Source organism: Parabacteroides sp. ASF519 (assembly GCF_000364265.2).
Classification (GTDB): Bacteria; Bacteroidota; Bacteroidia; order Bacteroidales; family Tannerellaceae; genus Parabacteroides; species Parabacteroides goldsteinii.
This window is the reverse complement of record NZ_AQFV02000006.1, coordinates 1,374,477-1,390,981: the sequence shown is the minus strand read 5'-3', so window position 1 is coordinate 1,390,981 and position 16,505 is coordinate 1,374,477. Positions and strand designations below refer to the sequence as shown.

Below are 16,505 nucleotides of genomic sequence, written 5' to 3'. Positions count from 1 at the left end.
TAATTTTATCGTAAAATATCGAAATATGATTATCTACGATAAAACAGGCGAAGTATTATTTGATGTTCAGGTTAACGATTCCAGCGTCAGAAACCGGACGATAATGAGGGATAACTCTGTTACTCTAAATCTTAGTCTCCCAGAATATGCAACTATTCCTGTCGGATCATATATAGAGTATCAAGGACAAAGATATACCTTATGGAGACCGGATAATTTTAAAAAGCATGGAACAAGAAATTTTGAGTATAAAATAACATTTGGTAGTAATCAAGAGATACTCAAAAGATACAAATACAAGTCTCTTTCTGATATTCCCTTTCAGCTTAAATTTACTCTAACGGCCAAGCCCAAAATGTTCCTTCAGTTGCTTGTGGACAATCTTAATTTGAGAGATTCGGGGTGGACTGTAGGAGATTGTATTGTAGCAACGGAAAAATATTTATCGTTTAACCATGAGTATTGTTACGATGTACTTGGGAGGCTAGCACAAGAATTTAACACAGAATGGGAAATAGACGGTAAGACTATCCATTTACGTAAGGTCGAGAAGTTTAAGACTGAGCCTCTAGCTTTATCATATGGTAAGGGGAATGGTTTTAGACCGGGAGTAGGAAGAGCTACCCAAGGAGATAAATCACCGCTAAACATGCTATTTGTGCAGGGAGGCGATAGGAATATCGATCTGGCAACATATAATAGCCGATATCTATTATTACCTAAATCCAAAGAGCTTGAATACGAAGGACGTAAATACAAGACGGATAAGGATGGTATGTATATCACCAGAGCGGATAAAGAAGTGTCTCAGTATAATGAAGATAGTTATAACGCTTCAAATATTTATCCTTCCAGAGTAGGCGAAGTTACCGCTTTAACTACAGAAGAGGGTAAAGACGATGCTGGCAATCCTGTTACGTTTTACAACATTGTTGATTCGACGATACCGGCAGACCTAAATTATCGTGACTGCCGCATTGCAAGAGAAAAAGCTACGATGATATTTCAGACTGGCGTATTGGCAGAAAGAGAGTTTGATATTGTCCAGACAGACGCTGATCTGACTGGTTATGATCATGCGACAAGAACTTTCAAACTTGTCCCGCTAGAAGAAGATGGTGTTACTCTACCAAACGAGAACTTAAAACCGGCTATCGGGGATAAATATGCAATCTTTAACATCAAGTTACCACAGGCATATATCCAAGATGATGCAACTCAGACTGGAGCGTCATGGGAGATGTTTAAAGAGGCTGTTAGGTACTTTTATGAGAACGAAGAGGAGAAATTTAGCTTTACAGGTGAGCTAGACCCCATATGGGCTAAAAACAAATGGCTGGAAATAGGGGGCAAAATAGTACCGGGTGGATATATTCAGTTTTCGGATACCCAATTTCAGCCAGAAGGAATACTAATCCGTATAACTTCGGTTAAGGACTATATAAATAAGCCTCACGCTCCTGTTATTGATCTGTCTAATGTGCCGGTGGGAGGCTCTATTTCTACAGATTTGGGTAAGATTGACTCAAATGAAGTTGTCGATGAAAATAGGTATAAAGGTTCGATATCCTTAACGAAAAGGAGGTTTAGGGATCTAGAGGAAACCGGGAAAATGCTAGAAGCCGCTATTGACGGCTTTTCAGAGGCTATTAACCCTATTTATATCCAGACAATGTCTTTACAGGTTGGATCGGAAAGTCTTCAATTTCGCTTTGTAAACAATAAAACAAATCCGGTAGAAACGATACCTAATTTTGATTACAACCAGAAGACGAAAGTCTTTACGGCTCCGGCTACGATACTCCAGCACATGACATTAGGTATTGACAAGATATCTCCAACACATAAGCCTTCAGACTATAAGTTTTGGGATATGTCGTCATACACATCACCCGCCTTAGACGAAACGGCTGCGATGTATTTCTATGCGAAATGTTCAAAGACGGGGACGACTGGATCATTTCTTTTGAGCAAGACTGCCTATAAGATGGACCCGGGAGACGGATATTACTATTTTCTGGTTGGTACTTTATCAAGCGAATATGAGGGAGAAAGAAGCTATCGGAATGTCTATGGATTCACAGAAGTGTTGCCTGGAAGTATTACGACTAGCGTGATTGCTAGTTCTGACGGTCAAACATATTTCAACCTTGTAGATGGGGAGATTGTAGCGGCTCACCTCACTATAAAATCCGGATCAGGATACAACAACTTGACGGATAAACCGGATCTCGGTATTTATGCTACAAACGCGGAATTATCTATTCAAAGTAATCGTATTTCAGCTACTGTAGAAAAGGTAAATACGATAAACAATACAATCGAAACATCTGGTTGGATAACTGCGGCTGATGGTACTACCATATTTGCCAAAAAGGAGATGGAAGGTGGCAAAGCGATAGTTAACGCTATTAACGTAGGTACTGATGGTGTTTTAATACAAGCTAATCGAATAAACCTTGTCGGTGCCGTCTCATTTAGCATGCTGTCGGATTATACGACGGTCAATAACAAAATTAATGGAAAGGCAGATGCATCTTCGTTGGGAGATTTGGCTTGGCAAGATCAGATAACAAAGGGTATGATGAGTGTTGCTCTGCAAAGCGAGTTGAATGGAAAGGTTAGCACAAGTGCTTTAGGTTCTTTGGCTTATGCTAGTTCTATCTCAAAAAATGACCTTGCATCATCTTTGTTGACTGAATTTAATGGAAAGGCGAATTCTGCATCATTGAAAGCCCTTGCCTATTTAGATAAAGTGGAGACTGCCCAATTAGGATCTACTCTTATTTCGGGAGGACATATTGTAACATCGCTTATTGATGTAGACAGTATTTACGCCACTAGTCTTGCTGCTGTAAGAGGGACAATTGGAGATTTTACTATTTCTGAATCATCTATATATTCTGATCGAGTTACAATATCTTCTAATGGCATATCCTTTACTAAAGAGGATGGCAAAATCTATGGGGGGTATGGAGTTGATGCTGCACCGGGCCATTTTGGTGTTAATGTCCCTATGTGGATTTATAATCATCAGAATGGTCAAGATACTAACTACGGAATACGTATAGATGTAGGAGATGCTTCAATTGCCACCCAAGAAACTATAGGAGGGCCTATTACTTATGTCAAACAGCCTTTTAATAATATTGCTATCAGTACTGTAGGAGCATTTGCGGGGTTGGCTTTTAAGACCAGACAGACGAAGACGTCTGTAACATTAACAAATAGTGATGTTTTTGTGTCGTGTTATAATACTTCGGCCATAACGATTAATATGCCTAGTAACCCCACTGTAGGCAAAGTGTTATTTATAGCAGATATTAACGGAAGAGGTATTACTCTTAACGGAAATGGTAAGAGTATTTATACTGATAGGACGTATAGTAGTGTGCCATCATCAGGGCAAGGGCAGATAAGCCTAATGATATATGATGGTCAATACTGGAAATGGAATTCAATAAAATGGTAACTATTAATAATTAAATCATGAAACAAATGAAAAGCTGGTCAGGATAGTTATAGATAACAAGATATACGTAAATCCAATTCTGGATCGTGATTGCATGAACTTGATACAGGCTATTTGAGGCACTTTATTTTCGAAAACTATAAAAATATAAGCAAAACGAATTTATTCGATCTACAGGCAAGAGAATAGGCAAATTCGGGCTGCATTCATCCATACTATCAATGTTATCCAGAAATTTAGTATATTTGCAATGAAGTTTTTTCATGGTATTAGTGTTTAGGTTATTCATTGGTGTTTATAAAGTCGTTTTGCTAAAATCCCGTTACAGACTTGATCTGGTAACGGGGTTTGTTTTTTTATTCGGTGGCAAAACTCGGTATTCGGTACTCCCCTATAAGGGAGAGTACTACCGAACCGAGTTTTTTGTTTGGTAATTGGTTCGGTAATTCGGTACATACCGAACCGGGTTTATTCGAATGGTAAACTCTCATATCCGGTTGGTGTCCGGTTAGGTTTGGTCAAAACCGAACTGCCAACCAAACCGACCAAACCTTTAACCTGTCCCACTGTCCCAAGTGGTTCACTACATCGTACGTGCTATAATGGGATAGAATACTGAACTTATTGATATTATTACAGTTGTCTATCCCAAGCATAAGACGGGAGACTTACAGAAGCGGGACGGGACAATGTTATTTACCGCAGTTCAGTTAACATTCAACCCCATGTTCCAACAAGTATTCTGGGGCGATATCCGCACCGTTCGCCCAAAATACAGTACCATCAACCCCGTACCGGATAAATTCTTTTTCGTCTGCAAGTTCTTTGTATGCAGGATATTCAAGTAGCGGTGTTAAGTCTACCTTTCTCTTTTCTCCATTGTTGAAGGTGCATAAAAGGGAGTATTTGCCTAAATATTCCGCAGATGTGACCAGCAATATCATAGCTTCGTTATCATTCATAATCTTTTTATATTTATCGTTTAACTTTTTCAATTGTTTCTCCTCTCTGGGCTTTATCCCAAATATCCAATAATTGATCTTGATGTGCATCAATGTATTCATTGATGAGGCGGATCGTCTTAGAACTCGCTCGACCGTACACCATCCTATCTTTGATAGTGATGATAAACCAGTTTCCACCGTCTTTAATGTGGAGGTGGGGCGGGTTGTGATCCTTGCCATACATGTAGATCATTATTCCGCAAATGATATCTATTGCACTCATACCTTTAAATTGATATTCATTCAACTTTCTTCAATTCAAGTTTAGCGCCACAATTCGGACAAACAAATGTATTATCATCTTCATCCCGCAATAAATCAGATACAGTTACCCCAATAATGGACGCTATTTCTTTCAGCTTATCAAGCGAAGGGTTGCCGTTTATAATTTGAGAAACAGTCGGTTGAGATATACCTTTCCCACCCTGTTTGTTGGTCATTTCTGCGGCCAATTTTTCGAGTGTCCATCCTCTTTCTTTAATGACTTTCTTTATATCCATAATAATATAGTTTATAAATTATATTGCAAAGATAGTGCTTTCTATGTAAAAACTTAGATAAAATAGGGTATAGGCTATTATTTAACTTTTATTATAAGAACAAGCCTATAAGTAGTAGATGTGTTAAATATAGGTTAAATCACATACTTTATTTGATTGTATAGGTTTTACCCTATACCTTTGCGTCATCAAAATAAAACAACAAAACAATGGCAACACAGAAATATAACAAAAGCGAAATCATGAAATCGGCTCATACATTATATAAAGAATGTAAGCAGTACGGTAGAACGTTCGGATCATGTCTGAAACAAGCATGGGCTTCGGCTAAGAACATGGTCCGCTTGGCTGAACAGAGAGCAGCTTTTCAAAAGCAGATGGAAGAAAGAAAGCATAATGTTGTATTGTCTCATGTTGGTATGAGTAGCTTGTATGCAAACCGGGCTTACTCCGGTGATTAATCAGATACTATAAACTATTTAATATATAATTCGTATGGAAACAAATTTAATCTTATCCAAAGAGAGTAGCGAAAGCGAAATCAAACGTTACTTTAACGCAGTTCTTGAATTGTCAAAATCTAACAATGAGTTCCCTATCAATCTTGATGAAGTGTGGATGTTAGTGTATGGAAGAAAATCGGATGCAGCAGAAGCATTGCAACGTGATTTTATCGAAAATGTTGATTACAAGGTTTTACGGCAAAATCCGCAAAACTCTAACGGCGGCAGACCAAGCATAGAATATCGACTTTCCGTGTCCTGCATGGAGTTCTTCATTGCCCGTAAGGTTCGCCCTGTCTTTGAGGTCTACCGTCAGGTTTTCCACAAGACAACCGCACAGGCGTTGCCATCTGGTAATAGGCCCACGGACAGTCTAACAGAACAGGTAAAAGCGTCTTTGGCATGGGTGGAAGGTGTGGCCGGATTCCTCAACCTTGATAACCCGACAAAGTTGGAGATGTTGAAACAGGTAGCCGGTCCGCTGGGTATGCCGGTACCGGTGTGCGTTCCTATGCACGCTCCAGCCGATAAAATTGACCTGACCACCAATCGACGGGATAGGGACCCGTATTATGATCTATACATATCCGGTAAGATAAAATCCGCCACCAAGCTATTGAGGGAGCACGGTTCGAAAATGAAGGCTAGAACGTTTAACAAGCTACTGGTTGAAAAAGGCTATCTTGAAGTCGTTACCGTCCCATCTGACACGAGAGGACAAAGAACCTATAACAAGATAACAGAAGCCGGTTTAGAATTTGGAGTTAACCTTTCGATAGGTAGCCAAAAGGACGTATGGCCGCTTTGGTTCCCAGATCGTTTCGGGCGATTGCTGGATCTGGTAAAGCGGTCGTAACAGAGTACATAAGAACCCACAAAAATAATCATCAATAATAAACATTAAGAGGTATGGAGTAATGACGTACAGCCACTCCTATACCAAGTATATTGACATAAACAATTATGAGAACAAATGATGTGAAGATTAATGCAGACCTCGTTATTGCACTAATAAAATTGAAAGAAGCAAGTGTGTTATTTGAGAAACAAACGCAAATAATTGATGAAACAACGGGTATAGATCACATAGAAGAAAGAGGATCTTTTGCAGACGGCTTACTTTCTTGTATGGATGCCGTAGGTAAAATGATCGGAGAGAGTGCCATAAACGAAGTTCATAATTTGTTCCTACAAACAAAGACTGCTACATAAAAACTAAATAACGAACTCTCGCACGATGGGGTCTTTCGTACCCAACGTGTCCGTTCAGATGCCCCTCCGGTAATACGACCGGAGGGTTTTATGAGAATCCAATTTTGGATTGGGGTCATAAATAACGGTGAGATTACGGTAAGGAGGCAATAGATTAAATTATCAATTAATCAAATGCCAAAGGTCAAAAATGACCAATGCTGAATATCAATATATTACAGGCTGACATCATAGAAGTAAAATGAATCATGTACCTTGTTACAGCTTCATAAACTCATGATGGTATAACGTAATTAATAGCTTTGTAGTTTAGGGGAAAAATGCCCTAAAATTGATAATCAGGCAGTTAGATCATCAGCTTTAGTATAAATATACTATTGAAGGTTTTTTGTCGGTCAATATGTACATGAAGGATACATAGATTATGTAGCTGAAAAAACTTTTTTTCAGGTTTTTCACAATATTGTGAAAAAACCTGCTAGAATAATATAAACCGGACAAAGTTGAAGAAAGAGCCAAATATTTTTTAGACTATTTGCAATAATTGCCAATACGGTTGAAATTTACACCCTATTTACACCCCAACAAAACAAAAACACCTCAAAATCAAACGATTAAGAGGTGTTTCCAGTAGCGAGACCCGGGATTGAACCGGGGACCTCATGATTATGAATCATGCGCTCTAACCAGCTGAGCTATCTCGCCATCATGTCGTCAACTTTTCTTATTGACGCTGCAAAAGTAGAGGTTATTTTTATATTATGCAACACTTTTGCGAAAAAAAATCTTTTATTTTTCAGGGCTTTCAGCTAAGGCGTTAAAAATTAGATGCTTTTTTACTCTAATAATATTGGGAAATATGAATCTTTTGAGTAACTTGCTGCGCAAATAATTGTATGAAAGATGAAAAAAGAGAAGTTTCATATCGAATACATTTTCGATAAAGTTTCGCGACGAAGTTTATGGAATCACCTCACTACCCCTCCAGGATTGTCTGCCTGGTTTGCTGATGACGTAACGATCAATGACAACACGTATGTTTTTAAGTGGAACAGGGATGAGCAGGAGGCTGAAGTTTTGTCGGTAAAACCGGAAATTAGTATCCGCTACCGGTGGACAGACGAGGAAGAAGATAATGTTTACTTCGAATTTTTAATTCACACGGTTGAACTTACCGGAGCAACTGCTCTTGAAATAACCGACTTTGCCGAGCCGGATGAAAAGAAAGATTCAATCAATTTATGGGACTCACAAGTCTATGAATTGAAACGTACACTCGGGATTTAGGTTGTTTTAGAGAATTATGTAATGTTCTTATCGTTTTTTACACTACTTTTGCCCCGTCAACCCGGATAGGCAATGTTGAAGATAAAACGATTATATACATTTATGCTGCAGACTTTCCTGCCGTTGTTCATTATGACCTTCGGTATCTGTCTGTTTATTGTACTCATGCAGTTCCTTTGGAGGTACATAGACGACATGGTGGGAAAGGGACTGGGGATTCCTGTGCTCGGCGAAATGTTTTTTTATGCTGCTTTATTCCTCCTCCCCATGGCTTTACCTTTGGCCATTTTGCTTGCATCTCTGATGACTTTCGGCAACCTGGGCGAACGCCTGGAATTGCTGGCGATGAAATCTGCCGGAGTATCGCTGATACATATCATGCGGCCGTTGATCATCACAATCGGGATTATCAGTATCGGCGCTTTCTTTTTCCAGAACAATGCAATGCCTGTCGTACAGGTGAAACTATATTCCCTTCTCTACTCCATGCGCCAGAAGTCGCCGGAACTGGATATTCCGGAAGGTGTATTCTATGGGGAAATTACGGGATATAATGTATATGTAAAAGAAAAAAACAATCAGACCGGATTACTGAAAGATGTCATGATCTATGACTATTCCAAAGGTTTCAATAACGCACGTGTGATCCTTGCAGACTCTGGCAGACTGAAAACATCTGCGGACAAGCTGTTTCTGGTCTTATCCCTTTTCAATGGGGAGTCGTTTGAAAACCTGTCCGAAGGCCAGACAGGCAGTAACAACCGGAAAACAGCTGTTCCTTACCGCAGGGAGACATTCAGCACCAAAGATATTCTGATAGGTTTCGATGCAAACTTCACCCGCACGGATGAATCTTTTATGCAAAACCAATATATGGGTAAGCAGCTGAAGGATTTACAGACCTCTATTGACTCCATGACCGTACGGCTCGACAGCATCAAGGCGATCAATTCCAAAAATGTGTATGACATGTCTTATAAAAAGACATTCTCCAAACCCAAAAGGGAGTTATCCCAACAGGCAGAAACGGGAACCGGCAATACTGCAACAGCAAACGACGCTGATTCTCTCACCAAAATATCAAACGAACCGGTCAAAATAATCAATTTCGATAGTTTGTATAAAGCCGAAGCACCAAGCGGGCAAGCCGCCTTATTGGTCCGTGCCAAATCAAACATTGAAAGTGTAAAGGCCGATTATTATTTCAAAGCTGCAACATTAGGAGACGAGGCTTACAAAGTACGCCGCCACCTGACTGAATGGCATAAGAAATTCACCTTATCTTTCGCTTGTATGGTCTTCTTCTTTATCGGTGCCCCACTGGGAGCAATTATCCGTAAGGGAGGACTGGGAATGCCGGTCGTTATTTCCGTAATCCTGTTTATATTCTATTATATTATAGACAATATCGGATTTAAAATGGCACGCGACGGTATATGGGAAGCCTGGGAAGGAATGTGGCTGAGTTCCGCTATTCTGGCACCACTAGGGATTTTCCTGACTTATAAGGCTGTTAATGACAGTGTCATATTGAATGCAGACACCTATCTGAACGCCATAAAGAATTTTATTGGTAAACGGGCCGGACGTAAGGTGGAGAAAAAAGAGGTAATCATTTTTAATCCGGACTATGCAGCTATGTTGCCGCGCCTGGATAAGCTGGCGGAAAACTGCGCCGAATATCTCAAAAGCCATAAACGTTGGTTGAACTATTTCACTTTCTGGAAACAAGGCGGAAAGGATCATACGGCAGAACAGCTGGCTACAGAAATGGAAGGTATCATTGAAGAACTGGGTAACTCCGATCAGAATCTGGTACTAAACAAACTGATGGATTATCCTGTTATCGGCGGATACAACCAACTGAATGCAAATCTCAACGGAAAGATCGGACTGGCATTCGGTATATTTTTCCCGATCGGACTTCCGGTCTATTTGCTTGCTACATACCAGCGTAAATTATTACGCCATGATATACAAGTAGTACAAAAAACAAGCCGCGAATTGGAAGATATGATCCGGAACTTAGAAATTAAAAATTAAAACAGATATGAGTGAGATCAAATTAAACACCATCGAAGAAGCAATCGAAGATTTTCGTGAAGGTAAATTCCTGATCGTTGTTGACGACGAAGATCGTGAAAACGAAGGGGACTTCATTGTTGCTGCGGAAAAGATAACGCCCGAAAAAGTAAATTTCATGATGACATATGGTCGTGGTGTATTATGCGCCCCGATCACCGAAGAACGTTGCCAGGAGCTGGACCTGGATATGCAGGTTGCCAGAAACACCTCTATGCTCGAGACACCGTTCACCGTAACTGTCGACAAACTGGGTGGCGGTTGCACGACCGGTGTATCCATGTTCGACCGTGCCGAAACGATCCGTGCACTGGCTGATACACAGACAAAGCCTTCTGACCTGGGACGTCCGGGACATGTGAACCCGCTGCGAGCCCGTTCACGCGGTGTACTCCGTCGTGCCGGTCATACCGAAGCAGCTGTCGACCTGGCCCGCCTGGCCGGCCTCTATCCTGCGGGGGCATTGATCGAGATCATCAATGAAGACGGAACAATGGCACGTCTGCCGCAATTAGTGGAAGTAGCTAAAAAGTTCGATATCAAGATCATTTGTATTAAGGATCTGATTGCCTACCGCCTAAAAACAGAGTCCATTGTTGACAAAGGTGTAGAAGTCGATATGCCGACCCAGTACGGTCATTTCCACCTGATCCCTTTCCGACAGAAAAGTAACGGATTGGAGCATATCGCTCTGATAAAAGGCGATATATCCGGAGAGGAACCGGTATTGGTTCGCGTACATTCATCTTGTGCAACCGGTGATATTTTCGGTTCTATGCGTTGCGAATGCGGCGAACAGTTGCACAAAGCCATGCAAATGATTGAAAAAGAAGGACGCGGAGCTATCGTCTACCTGAACCAGGAAGGACGCGGCATCGGCCTGATGGATAAAATGAAAGCTTACAAACTTCAGGAAGAAGGATTGGATACGGTAGACGCCAACCTGCATTTGGGACACCAGGCTGATGAACGCGATTATGGCGTCGGAGCACAGATCCTGAAGCACATCGGCATTACCAAAATGCGCCTGATGACAAACAATCCGATCAAGCGTGTAGGCCTGGAAGCTTATGGTTTAACAATTGTGGAAAACGTTCCTATCGAAGTCACTCCGAACAAATATAATGAATTTTATATGAAGACAAAAAAGGAGCGTATGGGACATGTTCTCCATAACATCAAATAATTAGCAATTTGTTGCAAAGAATCCGATTATTAATTACTTTTGTCGCAACTATTTAAAATAACCTATACAAACAGCAGTGTTATGACACAAGTTTCAGATCGTTTAGCAAGTTTATCGCCTTCCGCTACGTTGGCGATGTCTCAGAAGAGCAATGAGCTCAAAGCACAAGGTATCGATGTTATCAACCTGAGTGTGGGAGAACCTGATTTCAACACACCTGATCACATCAAGGAAGCAGCCAAGCAAGCGGTAGACGACAATTTCTCTCGCTACTCTCCGGTTCCCGGTTATCCGGCATTACGCAATGCTATCGTTACCAAGCTGAAGAATGAAAACGGGTTGGAATACGCAGCTACACAGATTTCCTGCGCGAACGGAGCTAAACAATCCGTTTGTAACACAATTCTGGTGTTGGTTAATCCCGGAGACGAAGTTATCATTCCGGCACCGTTCTGGGTAAGCTATCCTGAAATGGTCAAACTGGCTGAAGGTAAACCGGTAATCGTTACAGCAGGTATCGAACAGGATTTCAAGATCACTCCGGCACAGCTGGAAGCTGCTATCACACCGAAGACAAAGGCGTTGATCCTCTGCTCTCCGTCCAATCCGACTGGTTCTGTTTACAGTGCAGAAGAACTGGCTGGTTTAGCAGAAGTATTGAAAAAACATCCAGATATCATCGTTATTGCTGACGAGATCTACGAACACATCAACTATATCGGCAAACACCACAGTATCGCTTCTGTCGACGGCATGAAAGATCGCACCGTTATTGTAAACGGCGTATCCAAAGCATATGCAATGACAGGCTGGCGTATCGGTTTCATTGCCGGACCGGAATGGATCGTGAAGGCTGTAAACAAATTACAAGGTCAATACACCTCAGGTCCTTGCTCTGTCTCCCAGAAAGCTGCCGAAGCTGCTTACACAGGCTCACAGGAACCGGTTGAAGAAATGCGTAAAGCATTCGAACGCCGTCGTGACCTGATCGTTAATCTGGCTAAAGAAGTTCCGGGATTCGAAGTAAATAAGCCGGAAGGCGCTTTCTACCTGTTCCCGAAATGTAGCTACTATTATGGTAAAGCTGACGGAAACAACACAATCAAAGATGCTGACGACCTGGCTATGTATCTGCTGGAAAAGGCACACGTTGCCTGCGTAGGCGGTACTTCATTCGGTGCTCCCGAATGTATCCGTATGAGTTATGCTACCAGCGATGAAAACATCGTGGAAGCCATCAAACGTATCAAAGAGGCTTTGGCTGAACTGAAATAAGAGAAAGTAAACTTTTATATATAGAAAAAGGGACTCCGAAATAATCGAAGCCCCTTTTTTATTTTATTTTATTCTGCTAACGCAAAATTATTCAGCGCGCAAAGTGAAGCGTTTGAATGCAAGAATCTGCAATTCAGGATCTGCTTCCTTCATTGTTTCTTTTACAGTCTTTTTGCCATCCATGATATCTTCTTGGTTCAGCAAGCAAACTTCTTTCAAGAATTTGCTAAGACGACCTTTAGCGATGTTCTGAATCATTTGTTCCGGTAAATTAGCAGCTTTTTCAGCAGAAACAGTTGCGATAATTTCCTTAGCCTTAGCTACGTCTTCAGCAGTAATCCAGCCCTTAGCCATATTGCTTTCCATATGGTCTTCGCTATCTACATGTGAAGGATTGATACCTGCCTTCTTCAAAGCAACTTCAACAGCCTTCTGTACCTGTTCAGCCTTTGTCTTTTCAATTGCCACCTGTATTTCAGCTTCTTTTACTGATTCAGGAACACCAGCTTCATCGATAGCGATAGGATTCATGGCAGCGATCTGCATAGCGATGTTGTGAGCAGCTTCTTCTGATTCTTTGTTGAAAGCAACGATCGTACAAAGCTGATTTTTACCCATATGGTTATAAACAGTAGTGTAAGCACCTTCTACCACATTATAACCGTCCAGTTCCATCTTTTCGCCAGTGATACCGCTACGGTCAGTAACAGCGTCCTGAATAGTACCTTTACCCATAGGCAAAGCCTTTACTTCATCCAAAGTCTGACATTTGTTAGCCACAGCAGCATCCAGGATAGCCTGAGTCAAAGCAACGAAATCTTCGTTCTTAGCAACAAAGTCTGTTTCGCATTTCAAAGCGATAACAGCGGCGAACCCGCCATCTTTCTTTGCTAACACACAACCTTCTGCAGCGTCACGGTCTGAACGCTTAGCGGCGATAGCCTGTCCTTTTTTACGGATAATTTCCATTGCCTTTTCGATGTCGCCATCAGATTCGGTCAACGCTTTCTTGCAGTCCATCATACCAGCTCCACTCATCTTGCGCAGCTTGGTAATATCAGCCATAGTTACAGCCATAATCTTATTTCCTTCTTATTTAATGTTTATACTCTTTCTACTTCTTTATTAACGAACAATGGACAATTACCTATTGACAATCTCTTACTGTCAAAAGCCAATTGCCCATTGTATTTATATTCTAATTGTCAATTGTCAACCGGCAATTGTCAACTGAATTATTCTTCGATATCCTTAGCGTACTTGTCGGCAACTTTAGCGTTCAAAGCTTCTTCGTCTTCCTTCTTAGTACGTTCTTTCTTTACAGCAGCTTTAGCTTTGCGTTCTCTTTTAGCGCCTTCGCCTTCACCTGCTGCTTCTGTATCGATCTTTTCAGCTTTGCGTTCCTGCAAACCTTCGTTCATAGCTTCGCAGATAGCGCCTAAGATAACTTCTACTGATTTAGTAGCGTCGTCGTTAGCCGGGATCACGTAGTCGATGTTGTTCGGGTTTGAGTTAGTATCAACCATACCGAAAACAGGGATACCCAGACGGTTGGCTTCGCGAACTGCGATATGTTCTTTCATCACGTCAACAACGAACAAAGCAGACGGAAGACGAGTCAGGTCTACGATAGAACCTAATGTCTTTTCCAGCTTAGCACGCTGACGAGTGATCTGAAGTTTTTCTCTTTTTGACAGGTTATCAAATGTACCGTCTTTTGTCATCTTATCGATAGTAGTCATCTTTTTGATGGCTTTACGGATAGTCGGGAAGTTAGTCAACATACCACCCGGCCAGCGTTCGATAACGTAAGGCATACCTACTGAAGCAGCCTTATCAGCGACAACTTGTTTTGCTTGTTTTTTAGTAGCAACGAAAAGTACTTTCTTGCCCTGTTTTGCCAGGTTTTTCATTACTTCTGCTGCTTCGTCTACTTTAGCAACTGTTTTATATAAATCAATGATATGAATACCATTGCGCTCCATAAAGATATAAGGAGCCATAGCGGGATTCCACTTTCTTTTTAAGTGTCCGAAGTGTACACCAGCTTCTAATAACTGATCAAAATTAACTCTTGACATTTTTTTCTTTTTAAATCGTTTACTTTCTGTTTAATTTTCAACTATCAGGTAGTTCCCCGGCATGTCTGCATGCAAAAGAAATCCCGACAATTTAGATACTAAACGCTTTGTCCTTGTAAGAAACTCACAAATAACATTAACGTTTGCTGAACTGGAATCTCTTACGAGCTTTTGGCTGACCCGGTTTCTTACGTTCAACAGAACGAGGATCGCGAGTTACGAATCCTTCTGCTCTCAAGGCAGACTTATCTTCCGGATTAATCTTGATCAAAGCACGAGCGATAGCCAAACGTGCAGCTTCTGACTGACCTTTGAATCCACCACCATCAAGGTTGATCTTGATATCATATTGTTCTTCAACATTCAGCTTTGCAAGCGGCTGCTTAACAATGAACTGAAGGATTGTAGAAGGAAAGTAATTTGCAAGATCACGTTTGTTGATAGTTATCTTTCCCGTTCCTTCGCTAACGAATACGCGAGCAACTGCTGCTTTACGTCTTCCTATTGCATTTACTACTTCCATAGTTATTATTTAAGTGAGTTTATATCGATTGACTTAGGCTGTTGAGCTTCGTGTTTGTGCTCTGTTCCTTCATATACATATAAGTTAGCAAGTAACTTAGCACCCAGACGGTTTTTAGGCAACATACCCTTTACTACTTTTCTGAACAGATGGCTGGCACCTTTCTTCATCAAGTCGTTAGGTGTGTACTCGATCTGTCCACCGGGATATCCGGTATATCTCAAATAAATACGATCGTTCCATTTGTTTCCTGTCAGAACGATTTTATCTGCATTGATAATGATTACATTATCACCACAATCAACATGAGGAGTGAAGTTGGGTTTGTACTTGCCGCGCAAAAGCTTTGCTACTTTTGCACAAAGGCGTCCCAAAGTCTGTCCATCAGCGTCAACGATGACCCACTCTTTGTTTACAGTTGCTTTGTTTGCAGAAATGGTCTTAAAACTTAAAGTATCCACTGCTTAATAAATTAATTAATTAATAACTCTAAAAAACAAGCGCCTAGTTTTTCGCTATCATTATCACTACGGACACTTGACGTAATAATGTGCTAGAAACTAAACCCTTAGTACAATTTGATAATATTCGGCTTGCAAAGGTACGGCTTTTCTTCGAAATACAAAACATTTGTACATCTTTTTCGCATCCAAACGATTATGAGCAGAAGATATACAACAAAAGGGAATAGCCGGAGAGTTATGCTTTTCCCTAATTCCTATTTTAATTGAAAAAATTTACCGGCGGAAATAATACCCCAACGAGAATGTTACATTATTCTGATAAAGGGATGATTCGCCGTCGTGTTTGGTGGTACGGCGGTCGAGTGTTCCGCACAGGGCAGATACGGAGAAGAAGAAATTCGAATATTCTACCTGTAACCCAAGGTTTACCCCCAAGTCGAAAGTTTTAAGATCGGCTTCGCCTGACTGTCCGAAAACGATATCGCTATCCACATTCTTAGTACGCATTTTTCCAAACAGAGAGAAATCGACAGCCGGACCGGCCATCACACTGAAATAAACATCGGTAAACTGAAAGGTATATACCAGATTTACAGGCACAAGAATAGAATAATAGTTACATTTTGTTTTCGGATAAGCTAAATCCGTACCGTCTCCTTCTGAGATTTTTGACAGGTAATTACCACCCTGATGCACAAAAGCGACTTCCGGCTGAAGCGACAATCTTTTATATAAAGGTATCTGAGCCAGTCCCGCTACACTAAATCCGAAACGGGCGCCCGATTGATAATTGTTGTCTATTTTCTGCACCAGCGACGAATAAGCCAAGCCACCACGCACACCCCAAGTGATCTGTGCTGTAGCCGGCACAATCATCAACATCACTAATATTATTACCAATCCTATCTTTTTCATA

The 16,505-nt window shown here is 41.0% G+C and carries 16 protein-coding genes and 1 tRNA gene; 8 read left to right on the top strand and 9 right to left on the bottom strand.

The window, feature by feature from the left end; all coding sequences use genetic code 11:
* The first annotated feature begins 25 nt into the window (after nucleotides 1–25).
* Entirely contained in the window at nucleotides 26–3,472 is a 3,447-nt protein-coding gene (locus C825_RS05355) for a hypothetical protein (RefSeq protein ID WP_010801700.1), read from the top strand.
* A gap of 710 nt (nucleotides 3,473–4,182) precedes the next feature.
* On the opposite strand, the gene C825_RS05350 is transcribed toward C825_RS05355, so the two are convergent.
* From C825_RS05350 to C825_RS05340, 3 genes are read right to left on the bottom strand one after another with little or no spacing between them, the layout of a single operon-like run.
* The gene (locus C825_RS05350) at nucleotides 4,183–4,434 is read right to left on the bottom strand and encodes a DUF2442 domain-containing protein (RefSeq protein WP_010801699.1); all 252 of its coding nucleotides are present in this window, start codon (nucleotides 4,432–4,434) and stop codon (nucleotides 4,183–4,185) included.
* A 13-nt stretch (nucleotides 4,435–4,447) separates the two neighbouring features.
* On the bottom strand, nucleotides 4,448–4,699 hold the full coding sequence (locus C825_RS05345) for a DUF4160 domain-containing protein (protein WP_010801698.1): 252 nt from the start codon (nucleotides 4,697–4,699) through the stop codon (nucleotides 4,448–4,450).
* A gap of 16 nt (nucleotides 4,700–4,715) precedes the next feature.
* Nucleotides 4,716–4,976, bottom strand: coding sequence for a helix-turn-helix domain-containing protein (locus C825_RS05340; RefSeq protein ID WP_010801697.1), 261 nt, complete (start codon nucleotides 4,974–4,976; stop codon nucleotides 4,716–4,718).
* A gap of 209 nt (nucleotides 4,977–5,185) precedes the next feature.
* On the opposite strand from C825_RS05340, the gene C825_RS05335 reads away from it, so the two are divergent.
* The 3 genes from C825_RS05335 (at nucleotide 5,186) to C825_RS05325 (ending at nucleotide 6,691) form a co-directional block, all read left to right on the top strand.
* Complete coding sequence (locus tag C825_RS05335; protein ID WP_010801696.1) at nucleotides 5,186–5,437, top strand: hypothetical protein; 252 nt, start codon at nucleotides 5,186–5,188, stop codon at nucleotides 5,435–5,437.
* 157 nt (nucleotides 5,438–5,594) lie between these two features.
* Nucleotides 5,595–6,335 (top strand): antA/AntB antirepressor family protein, encoded by a 741-nt coding sequence (locus C825_RS05330; protein ID WP_228100153.1) that lies wholly within the window; start codon nucleotides 5,595–5,597, stop codon nucleotides 6,333–6,335.
* A 107-nt stretch (nucleotides 6,336–6,442) separates the two neighbouring features.
* A complete protein-coding gene (locus C825_RS05325) occupies nucleotides 6,443–6,691 on the top strand; it encodes a hypothetical protein (RefSeq protein WP_010801694.1) in 249 nt (82 codons plus the stop codon).
* Between the two features lie 631 nt (nucleotides 6,692–7,322).
* Here C825_RS05325 and C825_RS05320 read toward each other — a convergent pair.
* Nucleotides 7,323–7,396: transfer RNA gene (locus tag C825_RS05320), tRNA-Met, on the bottom strand.
* Between the two features lie 198 nt (nucleotides 7,397–7,594).
* Between C825_RS05320 and C825_RS05315 the strand changes: the two genes are divergently transcribed.
* The 4 genes from C825_RS05315 (at nucleotide 7,595) to C825_RS05300 (ending at nucleotide 12,521) form a co-directional block, all read left to right on the top strand.
* Nucleotides 7,595–7,978 (top strand): START-like domain-containing protein, encoded by a 384-nt coding sequence (locus tag C825_RS05315; RefSeq protein WP_007655330.1) that lies wholly within the window; start codon nucleotides 7,595–7,597, stop codon nucleotides 7,976–7,978.
* 102 nt (nucleotides 7,979–8,080) lie between these two features.
* Nucleotides 8,081–10,021, top strand: coding sequence for an LptF/LptG family permease (locus C825_RS05310; RefSeq protein WP_010801693.1), 1,941 nt, complete (start codon nucleotides 8,081–8,083; stop codon nucleotides 10,019–10,021).
* Nucleotides 10,022–10,028: 7 nt separating this feature from the next.
* A complete protein-coding gene (locus C825_RS05305) occupies nucleotides 10,029–11,246 on the top strand; it encodes a bifunctional 3,4-dihydroxy-2-butanone-4-phosphate synthase/GTP cyclohydrolase II (protein WP_007655333.1) in 1,218 nt (405 codons plus the stop codon).
* A gap of 81 nt (nucleotides 11,247–11,327) precedes the next feature.
* Complete coding sequence (locus C825_RS05300; RefSeq protein WP_010801692.1) at nucleotides 11,328–12,521, top strand: pyridoxal phosphate-dependent aminotransferase; 1,194 nt, start codon at nucleotides 11,328–11,330, stop codon at nucleotides 12,519–12,521.
* A gap of 87 nt (nucleotides 12,522–12,608) precedes the next feature.
* Here C825_RS05300 and tsf read toward each other — a convergent pair whose 3' ends face one another.
* From tsf to C825_RS05275, 5 genes are all read right to left on the bottom strand, one after another.
* Nucleotides 12,609–13,598 carry a translation elongation factor Ts gene (tsf, locus tag C825_RS05295; RefSeq protein WP_007655337.1) on the bottom strand — a complete coding sequence of 330 codons (990 nt, stop codon included), beginning with the start codon at nucleotides 13,596–13,598 and terminating at the stop codon, nucleotides 12,609–12,611.
* A 158-nt stretch (nucleotides 13,599–13,756) separates the two neighbouring features.
* Nucleotides 13,757–14,602, bottom strand: a complete 846-nt coding sequence (gene rpsB, locus C825_RS05290; RefSeq protein WP_007655339.1) for a 30S ribosomal protein S2 — start codon at nucleotides 14,600–14,602, stop codon at nucleotides 13,757–13,759.
* Between the two features lie 136 nt (nucleotides 14,603–14,738).
* Nucleotides 14,739–15,125, bottom strand: coding sequence for a 30S ribosomal protein S9 (rpsI, locus tag C825_RS05285; RefSeq protein ID WP_007655341.1), 387 nt, complete (start codon nucleotides 15,123–15,125; stop codon nucleotides 14,739–14,741).
* A 5-nt stretch (nucleotides 15,126–15,130) separates the two neighbouring features.
* On the bottom strand, nucleotides 15,131–15,586 hold the full coding sequence (gene rplM, locus C825_RS05280; RefSeq protein ID WP_007655343.1) for a 50S ribosomal protein L13: 456 nt from the start codon (nucleotides 15,584–15,586) through the stop codon (nucleotides 15,131–15,133).
* A 276-nt stretch (nucleotides 15,587–15,862) separates the two neighbouring features.
* A complete protein-coding gene (locus C825_RS05275) occupies nucleotides 15,863–16,504 on the bottom strand; it encodes a porin family protein (RefSeq protein WP_007655344.1) in 642 nt (213 codons plus the stop codon).
* Between the last annotated feature and the right edge of the window lies 1 nt (nucleotide 16,505).

Coding starts and splice junctions, on each gene's coding strand:
- C825_RS05355 (WP_010801700.1), top strand. CDS start 26: ATGATTATCTACGATAAAACAGGCGAAGTATTATTTGATGTTCAGGTT.
- C825_RS05350 (WP_010801699.1), bottom strand. CDS start 4,434: ATGAATGATAACGAAGCTATGATATTGCTGGTCACATCTGCGGAATAT.
- C825_RS05345 (WP_010801698.1), bottom strand. CDS start 4,699: ATGAGTGCAATAGATATCATTTGCGGAATAATGATCTACATGTATGGC.
- C825_RS05340 (WP_010801697.1), bottom strand. CDS start 4,976: ATGGATATAAAGAAAGTCATTAAAGAAAGAGGATGGACACTCGAAAAA.
- C825_RS05335 (WP_010801696.1), top strand. CDS start 5,186: ATGGCAACACAGAAATATAACAAAAGCGAAATCATGAAATCGGCTCAT.
- C825_RS05330 (WP_228100153.1), top strand. CDS start 5,595: ATGTTAGTGTATGGAAGAAAATCGGATGCAGCAGAAGCATTGCAACGT.
- C825_RS05325 (WP_010801694.1), top strand. CDS start 6,443: ATGAGAACAAATGATGTGAAGATTAATGCAGACCTCGTTATTGCACTA.
- C825_RS05315 (WP_007655330.1), top strand. CDS start 7,595: ATGAAAAAAGAGAAGTTTCATATCGAATACATTTTCGATAAAGTTTCG.
- C825_RS05310 (WP_010801693.1), top strand. CDS start 8,081: ATGCTGCAGACTTTCCTGCCGTTGTTCATTATGACCTTCGGTATCTGT.
- C825_RS05305 (WP_007655333.1), top strand. CDS start 10,029: ATGAGTGAGATCAAATTAAACACCATCGAAGAAGCAATCGAAGATTTT.
- C825_RS05300 (WP_010801692.1), top strand. CDS start 11,328: ATGACACAAGTTTCAGATCGTTTAGCAAGTTTATCGCCTTCCGCTACG.
- tsf (WP_007655337.1), bottom strand. CDS start 13,598: ATGGCTGTAACTATGGCTGATATTACCAAGCTGCGCAAGATGAGTGGA.
- rpsB (WP_007655339.1), bottom strand. CDS start 14,602: ATGTCAAGAGTTAATTTTGATCAGTTATTAGAAGCTGGTGTACACTTC.
- rpsI (WP_007655341.1), bottom strand. CDS start 15,125: ATGGAAGTAGTAAATGCAATAGGAAGACGTAAAGCAGCAGTTGCTCGC.
- C825_RS05275 (WP_007655344.1), bottom strand. CDS start 16,504: ATGAAAAAGATAGGATTGGTAATAATATTAGTGATGTTGATGATTGTG.